This window comes from Rubrivirga halophila (assembly GCF_046845755.1).
In the GTDB taxonomy this organism is placed as follows: domain Bacteria; phylum Bacteroidota; class Rhodothermia; order Rhodothermales; family Rubricoccaceae; genus Rubrivirga.
This window is the reverse complement of the sequence record NZ_CP177357.1, coordinates 2,740,588-2,764,548: the sequence shown is the minus strand read 5'-3', so window position 1 is coordinate 2,764,548 and position 23,961 is coordinate 2,740,588. Positions and strand designations below refer to the sequence as shown.

Sequence of the window (23,961 nt, the reverse complement as noted above, 5' to 3'; positions counted from 1 at the left end):
AGGCGAGACCGGTAGGACGCGCTGGCGCAGCGGGTCGGCGCGGGCGGGCGGGAGATCGCGAGGGGACGCCCCAGGCCTCGTTCCCCAGCCCCCTTGCTCCCGAGGCCGCTTTGCCCCGTCTTCACCCCCCCTTGAGGGCGCCTCGATAGAGCCCGTCCTAGCTTCGTGTTCACCCGTTGCAGGCCGCGCCTGCGCCCCTGTCGTCCCCCCACATGAGCCTCTCCGCAAGCTTGCTGCTCGGAACCCTGCTGGGGGCGGCGTACACGGCATCGGCCTTGTTGGTCGCGCGGCGGGCGGGCGGCATGGAGGACGGCAACAAGGCGCTCCAGGTCATCCTGGGCGGGATGCTCGCGCGGATGGCGCTGGCGCTCGTCGCCTTCGGGGCGATCCTCGCGCTCGTCCCCGTGCAGCGCGGGCCGTTCGTGCTCGGGCTCGGCGTCGTGTTCGTGCTCGGTCTCGTGGCCGAAGTCTTCCTCGTCCTCGGCCGCCAGTCGGCCCGCACCCCCGGCTCTTGATGCGGCTCTCCGTCCACCGGCTCACCGTCGCCCTCCTCCTGCTCGCCGTCTCGGCGACTCCGGCCCTGGCGGCCGGCGACGGCGGCGAGCTCGACGCCGTCCACCACACCTCGGACGGGTACTACCTCGACTTCTCGCCGCTGGGCAAGCTCGAGATGCCGCGGCTGTTCCTGGTCCGCCGCGACGGCGGGCTCACGCTCGACGCCTTCGGGTCGTCGACGGCGGCCGTCGCCTCGGGCCTGTACGCCATCGAGCGCGACGGCGAGGGCGGCTACGGCGCCGGCGACGCGGACGGCACGGCCGAGTACAGTGGTGAGGACGGGGGCGAGAGCCGCACCGAGGAGCTGCTGGAGGCGAACGCCGAGGAGATTCTGGGCGAGGGCGTCGAGGCCGAGGTGCCGTACGACGCGCACCTGGTGACGACCGACGGCGAGGTCGTGGTCGACCTCAGCATGACGCGGCACCTGGTCTTCGCCCTGCTGGCGTCGCTGCTCCTGATCGTCTTGTTCTTGCCGGTCGCGGCCAAGTACAAGCGGGGCATCGGCCGGACGTCGGCGCCTCAGGGGCTGATCCAGAACCTGCTCGAGACGCTCGTCATCTACATCCGCGACGAGGTGGCCAAGCCGAACCTGGGCGACAAGACCGACAAGTACCTCCCGTACTTGCTGACGATCTTCTTCTTCATCCTGGCCTGCAACCTGCTCGGCCTGGTGCCCTTCGGGGCGACGGCGACGGCCAACATCACGACGACGGCGGTCCTGGCGATCCTGACGTTCATCGTCACGCAGTTCGCCGGGACGAAGGACTACTGGGGCCACATCTTCAACCCGCCCGGCGTCCCGATGATCGTCAAGCCGATCCTGATCCCGATCGAGATCCTGGGCCTGTTCACCAAGCCGTTCGCGCTCGCCGTCCGGCTCTTCGCCAACATGACGGCGGGGCACCTGGTGATCCTCAACCTGCTCGGGCTCATCTTCATCATCGGTGGGATGAGCGAGACGGCGGGCTACCTCACCTCGGTCCCGGCCGTCTTGCTGACCGTCGCGGTCTACTTCCTGGAGATCCTGGTCGCCTTTATCCAGGCCTACGTGTTCACGATCCTGAGCGCCCTCTTTATCGGGATGGCGACGGCCGAGCACGAGCACGACCACGACCACTCGGAAGACCACGGCCTGACGGTCCACGACCTCGCGGTGTCGACCTCGAACGGCCAGACCCCGCACAAACTGCACGACCGCACGGTCGGCACGGAGGCGACGTTCGCCTAGAACGCGCCTCGCTCTCCCGCGGCTCCGGCCGCGACTTTCCCGGGCCCTCGCCCACCCTGACCTCACCCAACCCCCCAATCCCATGGAGTCTGTCGCTCTTGGTTACCTCGGTGCCGGCCTCGGCGCCGGCCTCGCCGTCTTCGGCGCCGCCTACGGCATCGGCCGCCTCGCCGCCGCCGCCCTCGAGGGCTCGGCCCGCCAGCCGGAGGCCTCCGGCGACATCCGGACCACGATGATCATCGCCGCCGCCCTCATCGAGGGTGCCGCGTTCTTCGGCCTCATCGTCTGCATCCTGATGGCGATCAAGTAGTGCGCCGGGCTGCGCGTGCGTAGCCCGACCACTGCCTCGCCCGGGACTCCGGCCCCGTCGGACTGCCGACGGGGCCACCGGGCACCCCACCCCTCAATCCTGCCATACCGATGGTCGCTTTCGTCCTCGCCGCCGATCTGCTGACGCCCAACGCCGGGCTGGCGTTCTGGATGCTGATCGCCTTCCTCATCGTGTTCTTCGTGCTCTCGAAGTTCGCGTTCCCGGCGATGCTGGGCGGGCTCGCCGAGCGCGAGAAGACGATCGAGGACTCCATCACGCGCGCCGAGCGCGCCAACGCCGAGGCGCAGAAGCTGCTCTCGGACAACGAGGCCGCGCGCCGCGACGCCGAGCGCCAGGCGCAGAGCATCCTGCGCGAGGCCAAGGAGCAGGCCGACAGCCAGCGCGCCGCCGACGTCGAGAAGACGAAGGCCGAGATCGCGCGCTTGCAGGAGTCGGCCCGTGCCGACATCGAGCGCGAGAAGCTCCAGGCGCTCGCCGAGCTCCGCCGCGAGGTCGCCACGCTGGCGGTCGCCGGGGCCGAGAAGATCCTGTCCGAGAAGATCGACGGCGCCGAGCAGAGCCGGCTCGTCGACCGCTTTATCGCCGACCTGCCTCAGAACTGATCCGTGATGCGTGTGGCGTGACTCTCGCGAGCACCCCTCACGCATCACTCATCACGCATCACCGATATGGACCCCGTCGCCCGACGCTACGCCCAGGCCCTCACCGAGGAAGCCCAGGCCACCGACCAGCTCGATGCCGTCGACGCCGACGTGGCCGTCCTGGTCGACGCGCTCGACGGCTCGCGCGAGCTGCGCCAGTTGCTCGGCAGCCCCGTCGTCTCGCGCGACAAGAAGGGCGCCGTCCTGACCCGTCTGCTCGACGGCAAGGTGGGCGACCTGACGGCCCGTTTCGTGCACCTGCTGGTCTCGAAGCAGCGCGAGGGCGACCTCGCGGATGTGCTCGCGGCCTACCGCGCGCTCCGCGACGAACGGACGGGCACGGTCGAGGCGCGCGTGCGCACGGCCAAGCCGCTCTCGGCCGACGAGGCCGACCGCTTGAAAAAGGCGCTCGAGGCCCAGGCCGGCGCCGCCGTCCGCATGGACCTCGGCGTCGACCCGTCGCTCATCGGCGGCATGGTCGTCCGCGTGGGCGACGTCGTCTACGACCAGAGCGTCGTCCACCAGCTCGAGACCTTGCGCGGCCAGCTCATCGAGCGCGCCGCCGTCAGCCTGAATTAACCAGTTCGTCAGTGGGTCGGTGCTCCGTGGGTCCGTGACTCCCCGCACCCAGACCGAGACCCCTGACTCACCGACTTACTGACCAACCGACACCCGAACCATGGCAACTGCGATCCGCCCCGACGAAGTGACCGCCGTGCTCCGCGAGGAGCTGGGCAACTTTAGCTCCGAGACCGACACCTACGAGGTCGGCACCGTGCTCCAGGTGGGCGACGGCATCGCCCGGCTCTACGGGCTCTCCAAGGTCCAGGCCGGCGAGCTTATCGAGTTCCCCAAGTCCGGCGTGACCGGGATGGTGCTCAACCTTGAGGAGGACAACGTCGGCGCCGTGCTCTTCGGCAACGCGAACGCCGTCGTCGAGGGCGACGAGGCGCGCCGGACCGGCCGCATCGCCTCCATCAAGGTGGGCGAGGGCATGCTGGGCCGCGTCGTCGACCCGCTCGGCAACCCGCTCGACGGAAAGGGCCCGATCGCGGGCGAGACCTTCGAGATGCCGATCGAGCGCAAGGCGCCGGGCGTCATCTACCGCGAGCCCGTGACGGAGCCGCTCCAGACGGGCATCAAGGCGATTGACGCGATGGTCCCGATCGGCCGTGGCCAGCGCGAGCTCGTCATCGGCGACCGCCAGACGGGCAAGACGGCCGTCTTGATCGACACCATCCTGTCGCAGAAGACGACGCACGAGGCGGGCGGCAAGCCGGTCTACTGCATCTACGTCGCGATCGGCCAGAAGGCGTCGACCGTCGCCACGCTCCAGGCCGCGCTCGAGCGCTACGGCGCCATGGAGTACACGGTCATCGTCAACGCCCCGGCGTCGGCCCCGGCCCCGCTCCAGTTTATCGCGCCGTTCGCCGGCGCCTGCATCGGCGAGCTGTTCCGCGACACGGGCCGCCACGCGCTGTGCATCTACGACGACCTGTCGAAGCAGGCCGTCGCGTATCGCGAGGTGTCGCTCCTTCTCCGCCGCCCGCCGGGCCGCGAGGCCTACCCCGGCGACGTGTTCTACCTGCACTCGCGCCTCTTGGAGCGCGCGGCCAAGATCACGGCCGACGACACGATCGCGAAGGGCATGAACGACCTGCCCGACAGCCTGGAGGGCATGGTCAAGGGCGGCGGCTCGCTGACGGCGCTGCCGGTCATCGAGACCCAGGCCGGCGACGTGTCGGCGTACATCCCGACGAACGTGATCTCGATCACGGACGGCCAGATCTTCCTCGAGTCCAACTTGTTCAACGCGGGTGTCCGCCCGGCCATCAACGTCGGCGTGTCGGTCTCGCGCGTGGGCGGCAACGCCCAGATCAAGGCGATGAAGAAGGTCTCGGGCACGCTCCGCCTCGACCTCGCCCAGTACCGCAACCTGGAGGCGTTCGCCAAGTTCGGCTCCGACCTCGACCCCGCGACGCAGCGCCAGCTCAACCGTGGCGCCCGGCTCGTGGAGGTCTTGAAGCAGGGCCAGTACGACCCCGTCCCGGTCGCCGAGCAGACGGCCATCATCTACGTCGCCGGGCAGGGCCTGATCGACGAGGTGCCGGTCGAGCGCGTCCGCGCCTTCGAGGCCGACTTCCGCGAGGCGCTCCGCCTCAAGCACGCGGACGTGTTGGAGGCCGTCGCCACGACGGGCAAGATGGACGACGCGGCCGTCGCGGCGTTCACGCAGGAGGCCACGGACCTCGCCGCCCAGTACACGGCGGGCTAGGGCATGGGGCACGCGGCAAGGGGCAAGAGGCTCCTCGTCGACGCCCCTTTCCTCTTCCCCCATCCCCCTTGCCCTGACACATGGCCTCTCTTCGCGACATCCGCAGCCGGATCGGCTCGGTCCAGAACACGCAGCAGATCACGCGCGCCATGAAGATGGTGGCCGCGGCCAAGCTGCGGAAGGCCCAGGAGCGCATCTTCTCGGCGCGGCCCTACGCGTTCAAGATCCGCGAGATGATCGGGCACCTCCGGGCCCGGCTCGACGTGGCCACGCACCCGCTCTTCCAGGAGCGCGAGGCCGTCGACGGCGCCCTGCTGATCGTGGTGACGAGCGACCGTGGGCTGGCGGGCGCCTTCAACGCCAACCTCCTCAAGGTGGCCGAGGCCACGATCGCCGAGCGGTTCGCCACGCAGCGCGACGCCGGGACGCTCAAGATCCTGGCCGTCGGGCGCAAGGCGCACGAGTACTTCGGCAAGCGCGGCTTCGACCTCGTCGGCGACTACCAGGGCGTCTTCAACGACCTCAAGTTCCCGCTCGCGGGGGAGATCGTGGACCTCGCGGTCGAGGGCTTCCTGGACGGCGAGTGGGACGTGGTGGAGGTCGTCTACAACGAGTTCCAGAACACGATCTCGCAGAACCGCGTGGCCGAGCAGCTCTTGCCGATCCCGGCCGAGACCTTCTTCACGCCGGTCATGGAGGGCGACGACGCGCTCGACACCGACGCCGACGAGGCGGGCGACGTGGAGTACCTGTTCGAGCCGAGCGCGGAGACGCTCCTGGAGCGGCTCATCCCGGAGTACCTGCAGTACCAGCTGTGGCGCGCGCTCCTGGAGTCGAACGCCTCGGAGCAGGGCGCGCGGATGGTGGCGATGGACAACGCGACCACGAACGCGGGCGAGCTCCTCAAGGACCTCAAGCTGACCTACAACCGCGTCCGCCAGGCGGCGATCACGACGGAGATCATCGAGATCTCGTCCGGCGCCGAGGCCCTGTCGGCCGACTAGCCGCCCCGCCTCGCGACAAGTCTGAACCGCCCCGGCTCGCGCGAGCCGGGGCGTTTTTCGTTTGGAGAGCGGGCCCCGACCACGTAGTGAGAACCAGGGGAGGTCCGCAAGCGGCGGCCAACCGGGCCCGCCGTCGGGATAGCTTGCGGCCCGTTTCCCACAGCTGCATGGATGTCCTCGTACTCGGCGCCGGGGTGTCGGGGCTCTCGACGGCGCTGCGGTTGCTGGAGGCCGGGCACGCCGTCGAGGTGCGTACACGCGAGCTACCTGGGAAGACCGTGTCCGCCGTCGCGGCGGCGATCTGGTACCCGTACCGCGCCGCGCCGGTGGACCGCGTGCTAGGGTGGGGCGAGGTCAGCTTGCGGGAGTTCGTTCGGCTCTCGACCGATCCCGCGACGGGCGTGGTGTTGCGCGACGGGTTGGAGATCTTCCGCGAGCGCGTGGTCGACCCGTGGTGGGCGGCGGTGGTCCCCGGGTTCCGGCGGGCGGAGGCCGCGGAACTCCCGCCCGGCTACCGGGACGGGTACGCGCTGCGGCTGCCGGTCGTCGACATGTCGGTGTACCTCGGGTGGCTCGCGCGGCGCGTGGAGGCCGCGGGCGGCCGGCTGGTGCGCGGGGCGGTCGCGAGCCTCAACGAGGTCCGGGGCGCGGCGGACGCGGTCGTGAACTGCACGGGGCTGGCGGCGCGCGAGGTCGCGCGCGACCCGGCGGTCTACGGCGTGCGGGGCCAGATCCGGGTCGTGCGCGCGCCCGGCGTCACGCAGTTCCTGATCGACGACACGGGGCCGACGTACGTCATCCCGCGCGTGTCGGACGTGGTGCTCGGGGGCACCGCCGACGAGCACGTGGACGACGCGACGGTCGACTCTGGGGTGGCGGCGGCCATCCGCGAGCGGTGCGAGCGGCTGGTGCCGGCGCTGGCGGGCGCGTCGGTGCTGACGGACCGCGTCGGGATCCGGCCGTGCCGGTCGACGGTGCGGCTAGAGGTGGAGGATGTCGGCGGCACGCGCGTGGTCCACAACTACGGGCACGGGGGCTCCGGCGTGACGCTGTCGTGGGGGTGCGCCGAGGAGGTGGTGGGCCTGGTCTGAGCGGCGGGACGCCTCTCGCTCTGTTGGGAAGCTCCGTTGACCCACCTTGGTGTCATCCTGAGCGGAGCCGCGCAGCGGCGTAGTCGAAGAGCCTGCCCCGGACTTGATCCGGGGATCTTAGAAACTGTTTGGGGAAGCCGGTCTTCTGCAAATGAGTCATCCCCGCGCAGGCGGGCCCCCGGAGGGAAGGCGCCAGCCAATCCATCCGGCGGTGCTCGGATGGCACCTTCGCAGCCCGTCGCCCCTCACCCTGTCCCTCTCCCATTGAGAGAGGGGACGCCTTTGGGGGCTTGCGCCATTCCCCAGACAGTCTCTTAGCCGAGCACTCCGCGACGTGCGACCTCTGTAGTCGGGCGGTGCGCGACGGAGATCCCTCGACAAGCTGACTCCACCGACCTCAGGTTCGGGATGACACGGTAGGGAGCTTCTCAGCTGAGCGACCGCCCCTCAGAGGTCACCGCCCGTCGCCAGCGCGAGCAGCAAGCGCTCGAAGCGGGCCGTAACGGCGAGCACGGCGGCGTCGGTACGGGCGGCGGTGAGGCGGGCGCGGAGCTGGGCGACGGCCTGGAGCGTGCTGGCGCCCGCGTCGTAGCGCGCGCGCTCGGCGGCGAGCGCGGTCTCGGCGGCGTCGACGCGGGCGTCGGCGAGGGGGAGCAGGTCGGCGAGGGCGTCGAGGCGCAAGCGGGCGGTCTCGACCTCGAGAGCGGCGGCGCGGCGGGTCTGGGCGGCATCGGCGTCGAGAGCGTCGGCGCGGGCACGGGCGCGGCGGACCTCGGCGCGCGTGGCGCCGCGGTCGAGGAGTGGGACCGAGACACGCAGGCCGAGCGAGCCGGCCCGGTTGTCGGCAAACTGGCCGCCAAACGCGTCGGGGGCGGCGCTCGTAAAGCCGGTGCCCATGGAGGCCGCGAGCGCGACGCGGGGCAGGCGCCCGGTACGCGCGGCGCGGACGTCGGAGCGGGCGGCACCGATCGCGGCGTCGGCGGCGCGGACGTCGGGGCGGGCGCGGAGGGCGTCAGCGACTAAGGCCCCGACGGTGGGGAGGGGCGCAGGCGCTGCGGGCTCCGGGGCCGGGAAGGCGTAGGTGCCCGCCGGGTCGAGGCCCAAAAGTCGGACGAGGCCGGCGCGCGCGAGCGCGAGGTCGCGGGCCGCGAGCACGGCGGCGGTCCGGGCGGCGGCGACGCGCTCGGCCTGCTCGGCCGTCTCCGAGGCGGGCCGGGCGCCCAGCGCGACCTGGGCGGCGACCTCGGCGGCGAGGCGGGCCTGCGCCTCGGCGTCGGCCGTCGCCACCTCGATCGCCGCTCGGGCCTGGGCAATGGCGAGGTAGCCGCGGAGGGTCTCGGCGGCGGCGGCGTGCGCGGCCCGCTCGCCCCCGAGCCGGGCCGCCAGCAGGGCCGACTCGGCCGACGCCGCGCGCGCCCGCGTCTCGAACCCGTCGAACACGACGACCTCGGCGGCCAGCCCCAGGTCGACGGACTCGACCGTCGCTTGCGTGAGCCCGCCGGTCGTCTGGTCGAACGCGAGCCCGTAGCGCTGGCCGCCGCCGCCGTACGCCGACACGGCGGGCTGGCGGCTGGCGCGGGCGGCGTCGAGCGAGGCCCGCGCGGCCTCGGCCTCGGCCGCCGCCCGCAAGACGGCGGCCGAGTGCGCGCGGGCAAGGCCCAGTGCCTCGCCGAGCGGGACCACGCGCTCGGCGGGCTGGGCGCTCGCGCCGGCGGCGAGCAGCACGAGGAGGAGGGCGGTGCGCATCGTCTACTGGGCGTGGAGCGTGGTCTCCGCGTCGGCCAGCGGGGCGAGGAGGGCCGCCGTGGCGGGCGCGGCCTTCCAGTCCGCCCACGCGGCGACGGAGCCGAACCCGAAGGTGGCCTCGACGCGGGCCCGTTCGCCCTGGGTGATGGCCTCGAGCCCGATCAGCGCCCCGTCGTCGGCGAGACGGACGAGCACGGCGTCGAGGCGGTCGGCGGGGACCGTGGCGCGGACGGTGTACCGGGCCATCGACACCGAGCGGGTAGCGCGGAGGTCGACGTTCTCGCCGGGGTCCGAAAGGGGCGCGACGGCGTCGCGGTGGCGCTCGCGAAGGCGCTGGTGGGCGGTCGCCATCTGGGAGACGACGTGCGTCGGGACCTCGCCGGCCGACAAGGGGCGGAGCGACCACGCGCCGGAGTCGCCGAGGACGACGACGGCGGCGGGCCCCCCGCCATGCGGCGTGGCGGTGGCCGAGGACATGCGGACGCCGCTGTCGGTCTTGGACAGGACGACGGTCTGGGCGACGGCGGGCGCCGCACACGCGAGGGCGAGGAGGAGGGGGAGGATGCGGAGAGTCATGAGGGTGGGGGTTGGTGAGACAGGGGGGACGGTGGAGGGAATGGGAGCCCGGCCGCTACTCGGTGCGCAGGGCGGCGGTGGGCGAGACGCGGGCCGCTCGCGCGGCCTGGATGCCGACGACGGCGAGCGCCAGTACGGCTGTCAGCGCGACGGCCCCGACGAAGAGGACGGGCGAGAGGGGCGCGCGGTAGGCGAACCCCTCCAGCCACGTCCGGACGACCCAGACCGCGCCGGGCACGGCGACGACCGTCGCGAGCGCCAGCAGCACGGCGTACTCGCGCGAGAGCAGGGCCACGACCTGGCCGACCGACGCGCCGAGCGCGCGGCGGACGCCGATCTCCTTGGTCCGCCGCTGCGCCGTGTAGGCCGCCAGCCCGACGAGCCCGAGGCACGCCACGATGACGGCGACGAGCGCGAACCCGCCGAGCACGCCGGCCAGCCGGCGCTCGGACTCGTACATCTCGGCGACCGTGTCGGCGAGCGGGGCCGGCTCGAAGGGCTGGTCGGTGCCGAGTCGGTCCCAGGCTTGGCGGAGCGCGGCGAGCCCCTCGGCCTGGCGCCCGGGCTCGAAGCGGACGAGCGCCACGCGGTAGGTCTTGGGATGCCCCCACTCCGCGTGGTCGGCCGCGGCGGAGATCGCCGCCGGCTCGACGGCGGACCGCCACGACTCGTACCGGAAGTCGCGGGCGACCCCGACGACCTCGACCTCATCGCTCCCCTGGAGGGTCTGCCCGATGGCGGCCTCCGCCGACGGCCAGCCCATCACGTCGACGAACGCCTCGTTGACGACCATGGCCGCCTCGCCGTCGCGGATTGACCGCCCGGCGACTAGATCGAGCCCGAGCACGTCGGTGTAGCCGGCCTCGGCGTCGAGGTTGGCGTACATGATGGACTCGCCCGGCTGGTCGTCGCCGAGGGGGATGGAGAACCGGCAGCAGACGGCGCCAGGGTACGAGGTCGCCGTCGTCGCGACCGCCACGTGGGGGCTCTGGCGGACGACGTCGAGCGCGGTCTCCCACGGGACGCCCGGGCCCCGGTCGGGCTTGAGGGGGACGGCGACGACGCCCTCGGCCTCGAAGCCCAGGTCCGCCTCGCTCGCGTAGTCCACCTGGCGCAGGACGGAGCCGGTCGCGGCGATGAGCCCGATGGCGACGGCGAACTGGACGGCGACGAGGCCGCGCCGGAGCGCGTTGCGCGAGGGCTTCCCGCTCCGCGACGAGGCGCCCCGAAGCACGGACGCCGGGTCCAGCCGCGCGAGCCCGGCGGCGGGGTACGCGCCGGCCAGCAGCCCGACGACGACCGACGCCCCCAGCACGGCGAGCACGAACGGCGCGTCGAGGTCGGCCGCCCGGAGGTCGGTCCCGAACCCGGCGTTGAAGGCCGGGACCGCGAGCGCGGCGACGACGAGCGCCGCCAACCCCGACAGGACGGTCAGCACGACGGCCTCGGCCAGGAACTGCGCCGCGACGGCCCCGCGCCCGGCGCCGAGCGCCTTCCGGACGCCGACCTCGCGTGAGCGCCGCGCCGCCCGCGCCGTCGCCAGGTTGACGTAGTTGATCAGCCCGAGCAGCAGGACCAGCGCCGCGGCGCCCGAGAACAGGGCGAGGTAGGCCGGGTCGCCCAGGAAGCCGTCGGCCCAGTTGAACTCCGACAGCCGGTAGTCGACGAGGGGGACGGCGAAGTAGCGCTCGGGGTCGTGCCCGGCGTCGAGCGAGGCCTGCGTGTGGGGCGCGACGGCGGCGGCCATCTGGGCATCGAAGGCGGCGGTCGTGGTGCCGGGCGTCAAGCGGGCGGCAGTCTGCCACTTCCGCATGCCCCAGCTGTCCGGCGCGCGGTCCGACTCGGACAGCTCGGCCGTTGGGAGGAGCACCTCGAACCGGACGCTCGACGTCCGGGGCGGGTCGGCCACGACGGCGGCGACCTCCACGTCCTGGGTGTCGCGCTGGGCCTCCGCTCGGAACGGCTGGCCGAGAGCGCCGTCGACGCTCCCGAAGAGCCGCCGCGCGGCGCTCTCGCTCAGGACGGCCTGGCCCGGGCCCGCGAGCGCGGCCGCCGGGTCGCCGGCGACGGCCGGGAAGTCGAACACGTCGAAAAAGTCGGCCGAGGCGAACATCACGCCGGCCTCGTCGATGGGCTCGCCCGGCCGCAAGATGGCCGTCGTGCTGGCCCGCATCGACATGACGGTGGCGGCCTCGACGCCCGGCGCCGTCGCCGCGGCGAGGTGGACGGGGTACGACGAGGTCACGCTCTCGTCAACCTCCTGCCCGAACGTGCTCTCGACGCCGACGAGCACCAACCGGTCGGCGTCGTGGTGGAAGCGGTCGAACGAGAGCTCGGCGCGGGCGAACAGAGCGATCAGCGCGCAGCACGCCAAGGCGACCGTCAGGCCGACGCCGTTGAGGGCGGCGTAGCCCGCGTCGCGGCGCAGGGCCCGCAAGGCGATTCGGAGGTGGTGGATCCACATGGGAGAGGGGGGCAGGAGGGGAGCGGCGGGCGAGCGGCGAGCTAGAGGAGGGCGGGGGCGAGGGCCGACGCCAGCAGGCCGCCCTCCTGGGCCGCCAGGTGCTCGCTCACCACGCGCCCGTCGAACAGGTTGACCACGCGCTGGGCGTACTCGGCGTCGGACGGCGAGTGCGTCACCATGACGATCGTGGTGCCGGCCGCGTTGAGCTCCGCCAGCAGGTCCATCACGCCCTGCCCGTTGGCGGAGTCGAGGTTGCCCGTCGGCTCGTCGGCGAGCAGGAGGGGCGGGCCGGCGACGACGGCGCGGGCGACGGCCACGCGCTGCTGCTGGCCGCCCGAGAGCTGGGCCGGGTAGTGGCCCCGGCGGTGCGCCATGCCGACCCGGTCGAGCGCGGCCTCGGTCCGCGCCCGGCGCTCGGCCTTCGACGCGCCGAGGTAGAGGAGCGGGAGCGCCACGTTCTCGGCGACCGTCAGGTCGTCAATGAGGTTGAAGCTCTGGAAAACGAACCCGATGCGGCCGCGCCGGACCGCCGCGCGCTGGCGCTCGGGGAGGTCCCCGACCTCGTCGCCCGCCAGCCGGTACGAGCCCGACGTCGGCCGGTCGAGCAGGCCCAGCAGGTTCAGCAACGTCGACTTGCCGCAGCCCGACGGGCCCATCACGGCGACGAACTCGCCGGGCTCGATGGTGAGCGAGACGCCGCTGAGCGCGGCCGTCTCGACCTCGTCGGTGGCGTAGACCTTCCGGAGATCGTGGATGGCGATGGCGGGAGGCGTGGGAGCAGTCATGGCGGGGGCGAGTGAGCGGGTGGGGATTACTGGAGGACGAGGACGGCGGCGTCGCCGAAGGGAGCGGTGGCCGAGGCCACGACGCGCTCGCCCGGCGCCAGCCCGTCGAGGACCTCGACGTGGGTGGGCGACTGGCGGCCGAGCGTGACGACGCGGCGGCGCGCGGTCCGGCCGTCGGGGTCGAGCACGAACAGGCCCTCGGCAGCGGACCGCGTGTAGCGGCCGGCGGGGAGCAAGAGGGCAGGCTCGGGCGCGCCGAGCTCGATCCGCACGCGGACCGACTGGCCCCGGCGGAGCGCGGGCGGCGCGGGCCCGTCAAAGACGAGCTCGGCCTCGAAGCGGCCGGCGGCGACCTCGGGGTACACCGTCCGCACGCGCAGGGCATACGTGACGCCGTCGACGGTCGCCGTGCCCGTCTGTCCCGGTGCGACGCGCGCGAGGTAGTGCTCGGCGATGGAGGCGCGGAGCTTGGTCTCGTCGAGCACGTCGACCTGGCCGAGGCGGGCGCCGCGCGGCTTGAGCTCGCCGACCTCGGCCTCGAGCGCCGAGAACTGGCCGTCGACGGGCGCGCGGACGACGAGGTCGGAGGTCGTGCCGCGGACGAGCGAGAGGTTCTGGCGCAGGCGACCGACGCTCGCCTCCATGTCGCGGAGCTGGGCGGTCCGCTGGGCGCCGTCGTGCTGGCGCGCGGCGGCCGTGAGGTCGCGCTCGCGCAAGGCCAGGGCGCGGCGGCGCTGGGCGTACGCGAGCTCGCCGGCGAGCGCGTCGAGGTCCTGGGTCGCCGTCGCGCCGCGCTCGACGAGCCCGGCCGTCCGGTCGCGCTCGCGCGTCAGCCGGGCGATCTCGTAGTCGAGCTCCGCGAGCGTCCGGTCGACCGCCAGGGACGCCTGCGCGCCCTCTGTCGCCGTCTTGTCGAGCGCCAGCCGGTTCTGGCGGAGCGCCGCCGCCTGCTCTTCGAGTTGCGCCTCTTGCGAGACGACCTGCAACGCGACCTCGTCGTTCTGCAGCACGAACAGCGGCTGCCCGGCCCGGACGGTGTCGCCCTCATCGACGAGCCGCCGGGCCACCTGCCCGCCGACGACGGCGTCCAAGAAGACGGTCCGCAGCGGGCGGACCGTCGCGAGCGCGGTGACGTGCTCCTGGAACGGGCCCTCTTGGGCCGCCGCCAGCGTCAGGCCCGAGCCGTCGACCCGGACCGTCTGCTCGCCGGTCGGCCAGGCGACCACGACGAGCGCGAGCGTCGCGAGCAGGGCGAGGGCGAGCCCGACGCGGCGCGGGGTGATCCGGCGCGGGGCGCGGCGGCGGTCGATCCCCTCGCCGGTGGAGAGGTCGGAGAGGGGGCGGGCCAGGACCGACGGCGCGTCGACGCGCCGGTCGGTGCCGTTGGTCGAAGAGGGGGGAGGGAGCGTGGGCATGGGCGTCAGGATCTGCCGGAGAGAGACCCAAGCGCTGTGCCGCCCCGCCAACCCGCCCCTGAGGCTCCGAATGAGGCGATGCCAGCCGTTGAAGTGTGCGCTGGCGCACAGTCGGCGCGCGCTGGCGCACACCCGGGCGCCCCCTCAGCAGGCCCCACGAGGCGGGGTGTGGCCCCGGCCTCGCGCGTGCGACCTTTGCAGGGGGAGCGTCCGTCCTCCCGCCGTCTCCCTGATGCCTGTGCCCTCTGCTCGCTCCGACCGCCCCGCCGATGCTCCGCGACCTGCGGTTCTCGTCGTCGACGACAACGAGGACGTGCTGACGGCCGTCCGCCTGCTGCTCCGGCGCGTCGCCCCCACGGTCCACACCGCGACGCGGCCCGACGCGCTCCCGACGCTGCTCCGCGAGCAGGCCTACGACTGCGTCGTGCTCGACATGAACTTCGCCCGCGACGCGTCGAGCGGGCGCGAGGGGCTCGACTGGCTCCAGAAGATCCACCGCTTGGATCCCGCCGCCGTCGTGGTCATGATCACCGGGTATGGCGACGTGGACCTCGCCGTCCGCGCCATGAAGCACGGGGCGACGGACTTTGTGACGAAGCCCTGGGACAACGCCCGGCTCGTCGAGGCCGTCGAGGCCGCGATCCGCCTGCGCGCCGAGCGCGAGCGGGCCCCGACCCCGCCGACACCTGCCCCGCGTGCGCTGGAGCCGCCCGGGCTGGCGGGCGTGATCGGCGCGAGCCCGGCGATGCAGGCCGTCGCCGACGTCGTCCGCCGCGTGGCCCCGACCGACGCGAACGTGCTGGTGTTGGGCGAGAACGGGACCGGCAAGGAGCTCGTCGCCCAGGCCGTCCACGCGCTGAGCGGCCGCGCGAGCGGGCCGTTCGTGCCGGTCGACCTGGGGGCGATCCCGGCGGGCCTGTTCGAGTCCGAGCTGTTCGGCCACCGCCGGGGCGCCTTCACCGGCGCCGAGGCCGACCGCGTCGGGACCGTCGAGGCCGCCGACGGCGGGACGCTGTTTCTGGACGAGATCGGGAACGCGGATGCGGCCGGGCAGGCCAAGCTGCTGGCCGTCTTGCAGCGCCGGCAGGTCGTCCGCGTGGGCGAGAGCGAGGGGCGGGCGGTCGACATCCGGGTCGTGAGCGCGACGAACGCGCCGCTCGGCCAGTGGGTCGGCGAGGGCCGCTTCCGCCAGGACCTGCTGTACCGCCTCAACACCGTCGAGGTGCGCCTGCCGCCCCTGCGCGAGCGCGGCGCCGACCTCGACCTGCTCGCGGACCACTTCCTGGGCGACTACGCCGCCCGCTACGGCCGCGAGCTGGCGGGCTTCTCCGACGGCGCGCGCGCGGCGATGCGCGGCTACCGCTGGCCCGGGAACGTCCGCGAGCTGCGGCACACCGTCGAGCGCGCCGTGATCCTGACCGACGGCGACCGGGTGACCGAGGCGGACTTGCGCTTTTCGGCCGTCGACGCGCCGCCGACCGACGCCGGCCTGGGCGTCGACTCGCTCGACCTGGAGGACATCGAGCGCGCGGCGGTGCGACGGGCCTTGTCGATGCACGGCGGCAACGTGACGCGCGCGGCGAACGAGCTGGGGCTGACGCGGAAGTCGCTGTACCGGCGCATCGAGAAGTACGGGCTGTGAGCGGCCGTCCCCAGCGCTCGGCACTCGCGCGGACGTGGCGGCGGCACCGCGGCTCGGTCGCGGCGTGGGCCGTGGCGGTCGCCGTCTCGGCCGGCGCGGCCGGCGCGCTCGCCGTCATAGCCGCGCGTCGGGGCGGGATGGGGTGGGTGGCTGTCGCGGTCGCGGCAGGCGCTGCCGGGTGGGGGATCGTGCGGCTGGTGCGCGCCGCCCAACGCCCGGCCCGCGACCTGACGCGATTCCTGGAAGGCATCCGCTACGACGACGCCTCGGTCCGCATCCCGACGGGCGGCGGCGGGGCGCTGCGCGAAGGGCTGGCGGCGGCGTTCGCGGACGTGGGCGCGGCGTTCGAGCGCGTCCGCGCCGAGCGCGAGGAGCAGGCGGCGTACCTCGAAGCCGTCGTCCGCCACGTCGGTGTCGCCCTCGTGGCGTTCCGCGACGACGGGGTCGTGACGCTCTTTAACCCGGCCGCCGGCCGGGCCCTCGGCGTGGCCCGCCCGCGCTCGCTCGACGCGCTCGCGCAGCGCGCGCCCGCTGCGGCGCAAGCCCTCGTTGGCTTGCGGGCGGGCTCGCGAGCGCTCGTCCGCCTGGAGCACGACGCCGGCACGCAGGAGCTGGTCGCCTACGCCACCCAGTTCTCGCTCGGCGGCCGGACGCACACACTCGCATCGCTCCAAGACATCCGCGCCGAGCTGGAGGCCCGCGAGCTGGACGCCTGGGAGCGCCTGACGCGGGTGCTCACGCACGAGATCACCAACTCCGTCGCCCCCATCGCCTCCCTCGCTGGGACCGCGCGCGGGCTCGCCGACGAGGGCGACCTTGGGGCCGTCGACGAAGCGCTCGAGACCATCGAGCGGCGGAGCCGGGGGCTCGTCTCGTTCGTCGAGGCGTACCGGACGCTCGCGGGCGTCCCCCAGCCCACGCCCCGCGTCGTCCCTGCCGCCGACCTCGCGGGCCGCGTGGCGACCCTCTTTCGGACGACGGCCGCCGAGCGCGGCGTGGCGGTCTCGGTCGCCGTCGAGCCCGCGCGTCTCGAGATGGTGGTCGACCCCGACTTGGTCGAGCAGGCGCTCGTCAACGTGGTCTTGAACGCCATCGAGGCGACGGGCGCGGCGGGCGGCGGGACGGTCGCGATCCGCGTGTCGACGGGGCCCGGCGGGCGGCCCATCGTCGCGGTCGCCGACGACGGGCCGGGCATCGAGTCCGACGTGCTGGAGCGCGTGGCCGTCCCCTTTTTCTCGACGAAGCCGGGCGGCAGCGGGATCGGGCTGGCGCTCGCGCGGCGCGTGGTCCGCCTCCACGGCGGCGAGCTGGCCGTCGTCTCCGAGCCCGGCGGCGGGGCGACCGTCGAGCTGCGGTTCTGAGCCCGCGAACCCCGTAGGGACACACCGCCGGTGTGTCCCTACTGACGCCAGCCCGCCCTCAGCGCGAGGGAATCAGAATGAGGGCCTCCTGGGGCGGCGTCAGCCACTCGGCGCCGTCGCCGGTGATGACGACCATCTCCTCGACCGAGATCGTCTTGGTGTCGTCGCCGCTCAGCGCCCACGTGTGGAAGCCGTCGAAGGCGAACGTCATGCCGGGGCGGAGCACTGCAAGCTGGCGGCCCGATGGCGTGCGGCCGGCTTGGCCGCCGCCCAGGCTGGGGCCCGAGTCGTGGGCCCAGTAGCCGACCGGGTGGCCGGTGCTCCACATCACCGGGAGCGACCCGTTCTCGGCCATGACGGCCCGTTGCGCGCGGTCCACGTCGACGCCGCGCGCGCCGGGGCGCATGGCGGCGAAGGCCGCGCGCGAGCCACGCCGGGCGGCGTGCCACTTCGCGAGGGCGTCGGCCGGCGCCTCGGTCTCGCCGGGCGCGAGCACGTACGCAAAGCGCTGGATGTCGGTGACCAAGTTGCCCACGCGGATGCCGAAGTCGGTCTGGATAAAGTCGCCGGGCTGGATCACCCGGTCCGTCGGGTGCGAGTGGCCGCGGTCCCGGCCGGAGTTGACGGCGGGGTTTTGGTCGGGCGCCCACCCATCGCCGACGCCGGCCTCGGCCATCCGGGCCTCCAGGAAATCGGCGATGTCGCGGTCCGTCGTGACGCCCGGGACGGCGGCGGCGTACGCCTCGACCTGCCACTGCGCGGTGAGCGCGGCGGCCTCGCGCAGGATCTGGACCTCGGCGGGCGTCTTGATTGAGAGCCACTCCGACACCAGCGTCTCGGACGACTCCGTCCGCGCCATCCAGTCGCCGAGCCCGGCCTGCATTCGCTCGTACTGGGTCGAGGATAGGCCGTCGGAGATCGGCCCGCCGCCCCGGTTGATGGCGATCGCCTGTGGGTCGTGCCGCTCGAAGAGGGCGACGACGGACGGCCAGACCTGCTCGCCGCGTGGGATCTCGATCACCTGGTCGTGCCGCTCCAGTTCCGCCAGCGCCGTCGCCTCGCCGGCTGGCGAGACGGCGACGGGGGAGAGGCCGTCGGCGGTGCGGAAAAACAGGAAGGCCGCTTCGCCGCCCGCGTTCTCGCACCCGACGTGCCCCGCGAGCGGGTCGTTGTCGTTCTCGCGGCACACGATCAGCCAGGCGTCGACGCCGGCGCGGTCCATGGCGTCGGGCAGCAGCGTCGCGATGCGCTCGGCGCGGATGGCGGGCCAGGGGTCGGCGGACTGCGCCTCGGCGCCAACGGTGAGGATCAGCAGGGCGAGCAGGGGCAGGGTGCGCATGGGGTTGAGGGGGCGGGCTGCGAACCTACTCCGGCGCGGGAGTCCCTGGCGGTCGGGCTACCTTTGCCGTTCCCTGCGAAGTCCCCCTCCTGGACAGGAGGGGACAGGGGTGGGGGACCGGCTCGCCTCGTCGCCACCGCTGATCGGCCACCCCTTGGCTTCGCCGACCCTTCGGGTTGTCCCCTCCTCGGATGAGGAGGGGGAGACTCCTCGACGGCCGCTGCGGTCACCGTCCGGCTTTTCTCGTCCTCACCCCACGTCGCCCGTGCTCCGCCCCCTCCCGCTCCTCGCCCTGCTGGCGCTCGTCGCCGGCCCCGTCGCCGCGCAGCACCAAGACCCGAACCCGACGCCCGCCGCCCCGCCCGACACGACGGCCGAGGTGTCCGAGGGCTGGGACGTCTCCGCCGCCCACGGCCCGACCAAAGAGGTCCGGTTTACGACGACCGAGGGGACGTGGATGAACCTCGACGTGAGCCCCGACGGCCGGACGATCGTCTTCGACCTCTTGGGCGACCTCTACCTGCTGCCCATCGAGGGCGGCACGGCCCGGCGGATCACCTCGGGCCCGGCCTTCGACCTCCAGCCCCGGTTCTCGCCTGACGGCTCGCGGATCTCGTTCACCTCCGACCGCGCCGGCGGCGACAACATCTGGACGATGGCGGCAGAGCCTGCCCCCGCGGAGGCGGGGGGGAGCGACGCGCAGCAGGTCACAAAGGAGGACTTCCGCCTCCTCAACAACGCCGTCTGGACGCCCGACGGCGAGTACCTCGTCGCCCGCAAGCACTTTACCTCGGGCCGCTCGCTCGGCGCGGGCGAGATGTGGATGGTCCACCGCTCCGGCGGCGCGGGGCTCCAACTGACCGAGCGCCGCAACGACCAGCAGGACGCGGGCGAGCCGGCGCTCTCGCCCGACGGCCGGTACCTCTACTTCTCCGAGGACCTCACGCCGGGCCCCAACTTCGAGTACAACAAGGACCCGAATGCGGGCATCTACGCCATCCGCCGCCTCGACCGCGAGACCGGCGACCTCGAGACCATCCTGCGCGGGCCGGGCGGCGCGGCCCGTCCCCAGCCCTCGCCCGACGGCCGCCACCTCGCCTTCGTCCGCCGCGTGCGCGACGAGACGGCGCTTTTCCTCTACGACACCGAGACCGGCGCCGAGACCCCGCTGACGGGCGGGCTCAGCCGCGACCAGCAGGAGACGTGGGCCATCTTCGGCGTCTACCCCAACTACGCCTGGCTCCCGGACGGCAGTGCCCTCGTGATCTGGGCGCAAGGCGGCTTGCACCGCGTCGACGCCGAGACGGGCGCGATGACGGCGATCCCGTTCTCGGCCGAGGTCGAGCTGACTGTCACCGAGGCGGTCCGCAGCGAGAGGCCGGCGGCGACCGACCGGTTCACGGTCCGCATGATCCGCGACGCGGCGACCTCGCCCGACGGCCGGACGCTCGTGTTCAGCGCCCTCGGCCACCTGTGGCAGAAGCGCGGCGACGCGCGCCCGGCCCGGCTCACCTCCGACGCCCACTTCGAGTACGACCCCGCGTTCTCGCCCGACGGCCGGACGCTCGTCTACACGACGTGGAGCGACGACGACCTCGGCGCCGTCCGCGCGCTCGACCTCGCGTCGGGCCGCTCGCGCGCGCTCACGACGCGGCCCGGCCACTACCAGACGCCCCGGTTTTCGCCCGACGGGCGCCAGGTGGTCGTCCAGCGCGGCGGGGGGAGCGGCCTCCGCGGCGGCTTGCACACGCTCGACACCGGGCTCTGGGTGATGAACGCCGACGGCTCCGGCGCGCGGCTCGTCACCGAGGACGGCCGCGACCCCGTGTTTTCCGCCGATGGCTCGCGCATCGTCTACCTCACCGGCGGCGGGCTCAACAAGCAGGTCAAAAGCGTCGACGTCGACGGAAGCGACTGCCGCCCGGACGAGTGCGGCGAGCGGACGCACTTTACGCTGGCGTACGCGACCGACGTGGTGCCCAGCCCCGACGGCCGCTACGTCGCGTTCGTGGAGGCGTTCAACGTCTACGTCGCGCCGTTCCCGCAGACCGGCGGGGCCGTGGCCCTCAGCAAAGACACCAAAGCCATCCCCGTCGCTCGCGTGAGCCGCGACGCGGGGACGGACCTCCACTGGACCGACGCGACGACGCTCCGCTGGCTTATCGGTGAGGAGGTCTTTACGCGGTCGCTCGACGACGCCTTCGCCTTCCGCGCCGGCGCGCCGGACGACCTGCCCGACCCGGACTCGACCGGCACGCCGATCGGGCTCGTGGTCGACCACGCCCGGCCCGAGGGCACCGTCGCCTTCGTGGGCGCCCGCGTGATCACGATGGACGGCGACCGTGTGATCGAGGACGGGACGGTCGTCGTGCGCGGCAACCGGATCGTGGCCGTCGGGCCCCGCGCCGACGTCGACGTGCCGGCGGGCGCCGAGACCATCGACGCGGCGGGGAAGACCATCATGCCCGGCATCGTGGACGTCCACGCGCACGCGGGCCACTTTGGGGGCGGCCCGCTGCCCCAGGCGAATTGGAACTACTACGCCAACCTCGCCTTCGGCGTGACGACCATGCACGACCCGTCGGCCTCGACGGAGCTGGTCTTCAGCCTGTCCGAGATGGTCCGCGCGGGCGAGATCGTCGGCCCCCGCGTGTTCTCGACCGGGGGCATCCTGTACGGCGCCGACGGCGACATCCGGGTCCAGATCAACTCGCTCGACGACGCGCGCAGCCACCTCCGGCGCCTGCAGGCCGTGGGCGCCTTCTCGGTCAAGAGCTACAACCAGCCGCGCCGCGAGCAGCGCCAGCAGATCCTCACGGCCGCCCGCGAGCTCGACATGCTGGTGATGCCCGAGGGCGGCTCGACGTTCTTCCACAACGTCAACATGGTGGTCGACGGGCACACCGGCATCGAGCACGCCGTCGCCGTGGCGCCCCTCTACAACGACGTGCTGACGCTGTGGGGCGAGACGCGCGTGGGCTACACGCCGACGCTCGTCGTCGGCTACGGCGGTCTGTGGGGCGAGAATTACTGGTACGCGGAGTCAGACGTGTGGGAAAACGAGCGGCTGCTCCGGTTCACGCCGCGCGGCCAGGTCGACGCGCGCTCGCGCCGCCGGGTGACCGCCCCGGCCTCGGAGTGGTGGCACATCACGCTGGCGGAGGCCGCCGACGACCTCCGCGCGCGCGGCGTGCCGGTCTACCTCGGCGCGCACGGCCAGCTCCAGGGGCTCGGTGCGCAGTGGGAGCTGTGGTCGCTGGCGCAGGGCGGGATGACGCCGCTCCAGACGATCCGCGCGGCCACGCTCGATGGCGCCGCGTATCTCGGCATGGCCGGCGACCTGGGGTCCATCGAGACCGGCAAGCTGGCGGACCTGCTCGTCCTCGACGGCAACCCGCTCGAGGACATCCGCCAGACGGCCTCCATCCGCTACACCGTCGCCGACGGCCGCGTGTTCGAGGCCGAGACGATGGACCAGATCTGGCCCGCCGCCGTCGCCCGCCCCACGTTCTGGTTCGAGCGGCCCGGCGCCAGCGACGCCCGCCTGTGGCAGACCGGGCACGGGGACGACTAGGGGAGGGAGACGGGACGGAGGGAGGCGGGATGAGGGGAGCCGGCCCTCTGCCCATCCCTCCGCCCCGCATGCCCCATGCCTCGTCCCCACTCACGGGCATTTCGATTGCCCGCCCGCTCGCGGCGCTTCTATCTTCGCGGCCCGGCCTCGGTCCTCACGGACCCAGCCCCACTGGAGAGGTGGGTGAGTGGCTGAAACCACCGCTTTGCTAAAGCGGCGTGCCTGGAAACGGGTACCGGGGGTTCGAATCCCCCCCTCTCCGCCCAGCGAACGCCGGCTTCCCTTGGGAGGCCGGCGTTCGTGCGTCCGGCCTCTCCCACCAGGCGGGCCTCGACCCTGGGAGCAGAATATGTGCGGGCGTCACGGATACACCCCAACCGTCCGTTAGCTTGCGGCACCCCCGCCTCGTGGGGGGCAGCCGGCGGCTGTTCCGCCTACCGGATTCTCCCCCCTCTATGCGCATCTTCGTGCTAACCGCTCTGGTCGCTCTCTTGACGCTCCCCGGCTTCGCGCCGGCCCCCACCGACGGGGCCCGAGACCTCAACTTCACCGTCATCAATCAGACGGGCTACACCATCGAGTACATCTACGCGTCCTGGTGCACGCAGCCGAACAACGTGGTCGACGTGCTCGGTGACTACGTGCTGGAGGCGGGAGAGCGGACCACGGTCGCGGTGAACGCCGGCTGCGTCAACTTCCGCGCGATCACCGTCGAGGGCTACGAGTTCTACGATGGCGGCATCGTGACCAACTCGGACGTGTACACGTGGACCGTGCGCTCGCGGTAAGCCCAGGCCAGGGCGGCGGGGCTCCACGCAGGCTTCCCGGGCCCGGGGCACCGCGATTGGGAGGACGCCCGTTGGGGGGCTCGACTCGCTCCCCTTCCCCATGCGTCTCCTCCTGACCCTTCTCCTGGTCGCCGTCGGCTGCTCGTCCGTTCAGCCGACGGCCCCGGACGCCGCCCTCACCGGCACCGTGACGTACCGCGAGCGGATCGCCCTGGCGCCCGACGCCGTCGTCACGGTCCGCCTGCTCGACGTGAGCCTCGCCGACGCGCCGTCGGTGACGCTGGCGGAGCAGACGATCCGCGCCGAGGGCCGGAACGTCCCGATCCCGTACGCGCTCCGCTACGACCCGGCCCGGATCGCCGCGCGGCACCGCTACGTGGTGCGGGCCGAGATCCGCGACGGCGCGGGGGACTTGCGCTGGACGACGGACACGGCCATCCCGGTCCTCACGAACGGTGCCCCGACCGACGGCGTCGAGATCCGCGTCGTGCAGGTCGCGGGCGGCACGTCGGCCATTGCTCCGGCCGACGCGGCTCCGGACGGCCTGGTGGGCCCCGAGTGGCGCTTGGTCGGGATCGCCGCGCCCGACGGCGTCGCGGCCCAGCCCGAAGCCGAGGAGGTCCCGACGATCACTTTCCGCCCCGACGGGCAGGTCGGCGGCCAGACCGGCTGCAACTCGTTTGCGGGGGAGTACACCCTGGACGCCGACGGCGGGCTCCGGCTCATGCAGATCGCGGCCACGCTCCGCGCGTGCCTCCCGCCCTCGTCCGAGCGCGCCTTTCTGGAGGTGCTGGACGGCGTCGACCGGGCTGCCGTCTCGGGCGGCCGGCTCGCGCTCCGGGGACCGGCGGGCACGCTCCTCTTTGCGCGCGCCGACCTCGGCATGGCCCCGCAGCCGACGGGGCAGACGCTCGTCTACGGGTGCGCCGACGGCGCGTTCACGGTCCGGGTCCGCACCGGCCCGGGCGAGCTCGCGGTGTGGCTCCCCGAGCGGTTCGCGAGCCGCTACCTCGTGCTCGGCCAGGTCCGCGCCGCGAGCGGGGCGAAGTACCAGGACGGCGCCGTGACGGTCTGGACGGAGGGCGACGAGGCGACCCTCGAGGTCGACGGCGAGACGTTCCCCGACTGCCGCCGGCAGCGCTGACG

Annotated in this window: 19 protein-coding genes and 1 tRNA gene; 14 read left to right on the top strand and 6 right to left on the bottom strand. The window is 73.3% G+C overall.

The window, feature by feature from the left end; translation table 11 throughout:
- Nucleotides 1-212: 212 nt before the first annotated feature.
- The 8 genes from ACLIRP_RS12175 to ACLIRP_RS12140 all read left to right on the top strand — a co-directional run bounded on the left by ACLIRP_RS12175 (nt 213) and on the right by ACLIRP_RS12140 (nt 7,125).
- Entirely contained in the window at nt 213-515 is a 303-nt protein-coding gene (locus ACLIRP_RS12175; RefSeq protein ID WP_412060725.1) for a hypothetical protein, read from the top strand.
- Nucleotides 515-1,783: a F0F1 ATP synthase subunit A gene (gene atpB, locus ACLIRP_RS12170; RefSeq protein WP_412060724.1), complete on the top strand. Its 1,269-nt coding sequence runs from the start codon at nt 515-517 to the stop codon at nt 1,781-1,783. Before ACLIRP_RS12175 ends, atpB begins: the two co-directional genes overlap by 1 nt.
- Before the next feature lie 82 nt (nt 1,784-1,865).
- The gene (gene atpE / locus ACLIRP_RS12165) at nt 1,866-2,093 is read left to right on the top strand and encodes an ATP synthase F0 subunit C (RefSeq protein ID WP_412060723.1); all 228 of its coding nucleotides are present in this window, start codon (nt 1,866-1,868) and stop codon (nt 2,091-2,093) included.
- 110 nt (nt 2,094-2,203) lie between these two features.
- Nucleotides 2,204-2,716 (top strand): F0F1 ATP synthase subunit B, encoded by a 513-nt coding sequence (gene atpF / locus ACLIRP_RS12160; RefSeq protein ID WP_412060722.1) that lies wholly within the window; start codon nt 2,204-2,206, stop codon nt 2,714-2,716.
- 66 nt (nt 2,717-2,782) lie between these two features.
- Entirely contained in the window at nt 2,783-3,334 is a 552-nt protein-coding gene (atpH, locus tag ACLIRP_RS12155) for an ATP synthase F1 subunit delta (RefSeq protein ID WP_412060721.1), read from the top strand.
- 100 nt (nt 3,335-3,434) lie between these two features.
- Entirely contained in the window at nt 3,435-5,030 is a 1,596-nt protein-coding gene (gene atpA / locus ACLIRP_RS12150; RefSeq protein ID WP_412060720.1) for a F0F1 ATP synthase subunit alpha, read from the top strand.
- An 80-nt stretch (nt 5,031-5,110) separates the two neighbouring features.
- Nucleotides 5,111-6,034 carry an ATP synthase F1 subunit gamma gene (gene atpG, locus ACLIRP_RS12145; RefSeq protein WP_412060719.1) on the top strand — a complete coding sequence of 308 codons (924 nt, stop codon included), beginning with the start codon at nt 5,111-5,113 and terminating at the stop codon, nt 6,032-6,034.
- A gap of 167 nt (nt 6,035-6,201) precedes the next feature.
- Nucleotides 6,202-7,125: an FAD-dependent oxidoreductase gene (locus tag ACLIRP_RS12140; RefSeq protein ID WP_412060718.1), complete on the top strand. Its 924-nt coding sequence runs from the start codon at nt 6,202-6,204 to the stop codon at nt 7,123-7,125.
- 447 nt (nt 7,126-7,572) lie between these two features.
- Here ACLIRP_RS12140 and ACLIRP_RS12135 read toward each other — a convergent pair whose 3' ends face one another.
- From ACLIRP_RS12135 to ACLIRP_RS12115, 5 genes are read right to left on the bottom strand one after another with little or no spacing between them, the layout of a single operon-like run.
- Nucleotides 7,573-8,871, bottom strand: a complete 1,299-nt coding sequence (locus tag ACLIRP_RS12135) for a TolC family protein (RefSeq protein WP_412060717.1) — start codon at nt 8,869-8,871, stop codon at nt 7,573-7,575.
- A 3-nt stretch (nt 8,872-8,874) separates the two neighbouring features.
- Nucleotides 8,875-9,447: a hypothetical protein gene (locus ACLIRP_RS12130; RefSeq protein ID WP_412060716.1), complete on the bottom strand. Its 573-nt coding sequence runs from the start codon at nt 9,445-9,447 to the stop codon at nt 8,875-8,877.
- A gap of 55 nt (nt 9,448-9,502) precedes the next feature.
- A complete protein-coding gene (locus ACLIRP_RS12125) occupies nt 9,503-11,911 on the bottom strand; it encodes an ABC transporter permease (protein ID WP_412060715.1) in 2,409 nt (802 codons plus the stop codon).
- 41 nt (nt 11,912-11,952) lie between these two features.
- Complete coding sequence (locus ACLIRP_RS12120; protein ID WP_412060714.1) at nt 11,953-12,696, bottom strand: ABC transporter ATP-binding protein; 744 nt, start codon at nt 12,694-12,696, stop codon at nt 11,953-11,955.
- A gap of 26 nt (nt 12,697-12,722) precedes the next feature.
- Nucleotides 12,723-14,111 (bottom strand): efflux RND transporter periplasmic adaptor subunit, encoded by a 1,389-nt coding sequence (locus tag ACLIRP_RS12115; RefSeq protein WP_412060713.1) that lies wholly within the window; start codon nt 14,109-14,111, stop codon nt 12,723-12,725.
- A gap of 232 nt (nt 14,112-14,343) precedes the next feature.
- Here ACLIRP_RS12115 and ACLIRP_RS12110 point away from each other — a divergent pair, with 232 nt between their 5' ends.
- Both ACLIRP_RS12110 and ACLIRP_RS12105 read left to right on the top strand, forming a co-directional pair.
- The gene (locus ACLIRP_RS12110) at nt 14,344-15,753 is read left to right on the top strand and encodes a sigma-54-dependent transcriptional regulator (protein ID WP_412060712.1); all 1,410 of its coding nucleotides are present in this window, start codon (nt 14,344-14,346) and stop codon (nt 15,751-15,753) included.
- On the top strand, nt 15,750-17,114 hold the full coding sequence (locus tag ACLIRP_RS12105; protein WP_412060711.1) for a sensor histidine kinase: 1,365 nt from the start codon (nt 15,750-15,752) through the stop codon (nt 17,112-17,114). The genes ACLIRP_RS12110 and ACLIRP_RS12105 overlap by 4 nt, the downstream gene beginning before the upstream one ends.
- 58 nt (nt 17,115-17,172) lie before the next feature.
- Here ACLIRP_RS12105 and ACLIRP_RS12100 read toward each other — a convergent pair whose 3' ends face one another.
- On the bottom strand, nt 17,173-18,453 hold the full coding sequence (locus ACLIRP_RS12100; protein WP_412060710.1) for a M24 family metallopeptidase: 1,281 nt from the start codon (nt 18,451-18,453) through the stop codon (nt 17,173-17,175).
- Between the two features lie 265 nt (nt 18,454-18,718).
- Between ACLIRP_RS12100 and ACLIRP_RS12095 the strand changes: the two genes are divergently transcribed.
- From ACLIRP_RS12095 to ACLIRP_RS12080, 4 genes are all read left to right on the top strand, one after another.
- A complete protein-coding gene (locus ACLIRP_RS12095; protein WP_412060709.1) occupies nt 18,719-22,027 on the top strand; it encodes an amidohydrolase family protein in 3,309 nt (1,102 codons plus the stop codon).
- A gap of 173 nt (nt 22,028-22,200) precedes the next feature.
- Nucleotides 22,201-22,289: transfer RNA gene (locus ACLIRP_RS12090), tRNA-Ser, on the top strand.
- A gap of 193 nt (nt 22,290-22,482) precedes the next feature.
- Nucleotides 22,483-22,815: a hypothetical protein gene (locus tag ACLIRP_RS12085; RefSeq protein ID WP_412060708.1), complete on the top strand. Its 333-nt coding sequence runs from the start codon at nt 22,483-22,485 to the stop codon at nt 22,813-22,815.
- Nucleotides 22,816-22,915: 100 nt separating this feature from the next.
- On the top strand, nt 22,916-23,959 hold the full coding sequence (locus ACLIRP_RS12080) for a YbaY family lipoprotein (RefSeq protein WP_412060707.1): 1,044 nt from the start codon (nt 22,916-22,918) through the stop codon (nt 23,957-23,959).
- Nucleotides 23,960-23,961: the final 2 nt, after the last annotated feature.

Excerpts from the sequence above, each read along its gene's own strand:
- ACLIRP_RS12140 (WP_412060718.1), top strand. The coding sequence starts at position 6,202 with ATGGATGTCCTCGTACTCGGCGCCGGGGTGTCGGGGCTCTCGACGGCG.
- ACLIRP_RS12115 (WP_412060713.1), bottom strand. The coding sequence starts at position 14,111 with ATGCCCACGCTCCCTCCCCCCTCTTCGACCAACGGCACCGACCGGCGC.
- ACLIRP_RS12125 (WP_412060715.1), bottom strand. The coding sequence starts at position 11,911 with ATGTGGATCCACCACCTCCGAATCGCCTTGCGGGCCCTGCGCCGCGAC.
- ACLIRP_RS12100 (WP_412060710.1), bottom strand. The coding sequence starts at position 18,453 with ATGCGCACCCTGCCCCTGCTCGCCCTGCTGATCCTCACCGTTGGCGCC.
- atpA (WP_412060720.1), top strand. The coding sequence starts at position 3,435 with ATGGCAACTGCGATCCGCCCCGACGAAGTGACCGCCGTGCTCCGCGAG.
- atpB (WP_412060724.1), top strand. The coding sequence starts at position 515 with ATGCGGCTCTCCGTCCACCGGCTCACCGTCGCCCTCCTCCTGCTCGCC.
- ACLIRP_RS12130 (WP_412060716.1), bottom strand. The coding sequence starts at position 9,447 with ATGACTCTCCGCATCCTCCCCCTCCTCCTCGCCCTCGCGTGTGCGGCG.
- ACLIRP_RS12120 (WP_412060714.1), bottom strand. The coding sequence starts at position 12,696 with ATGACTGCTCCCACGCCTCCCGCCATCGCCATCCACGATCTCCGGAAG.
- ACLIRP_RS12110 (WP_412060712.1), top strand. The coding sequence starts at position 14,344 with ATGCCTGTGCCCTCTGCTCGCTCCGACCGCCCCGCCGATGCTCCGCGA.
- atpE (WP_412060723.1), top strand. The coding sequence starts at position 1,866 with ATGGAGTCTGTCGCTCTTGGTTACCTCGGTGCCGGCCTCGGCGCCGGC.
- ACLIRP_RS12175 (WP_412060725.1), top strand. The coding sequence starts at position 213 with ATGAGCCTCTCCGCAAGCTTGCTGCTCGGAACCCTGCTGGGGGCGGCG.
- ACLIRP_RS12135 (WP_412060717.1), bottom strand. The coding sequence starts at position 8,871 with ATGCGCACCGCCCTCCTCCTCGTGCTGCTCGCCGCCGGCGCGAGCGCC.
- atpF (WP_412060722.1), top strand. The coding sequence starts at position 2,204 with ATGGTCGCTTTCGTCCTCGCCGCCGATCTGCTGACGCCCAACGCCGGG.
- atpH (WP_412060721.1), top strand. The coding sequence starts at position 2,783 with ATGGACCCCGTCGCCCGACGCTACGCCCAGGCCCTCACCGAGGAAGCC.
- ACLIRP_RS12085 (WP_412060708.1), top strand. The coding sequence starts at position 22,483 with ATGCGCATCTTCGTGCTAACCGCTCTGGTCGCTCTCTTGACGCTCCCC.
- atpG (WP_412060719.1), top strand. The coding sequence starts at position 5,111 with ATGGCCTCTCTTCGCGACATCCGCAGCCGGATCGGCTCGGTCCAGAAC.
- ACLIRP_RS12080 (WP_412060707.1), top strand. The coding sequence starts at position 22,916 with ATGCGTCTCCTCCTGACCCTTCTCCTGGTCGCCGTCGGCTGCTCGTCC.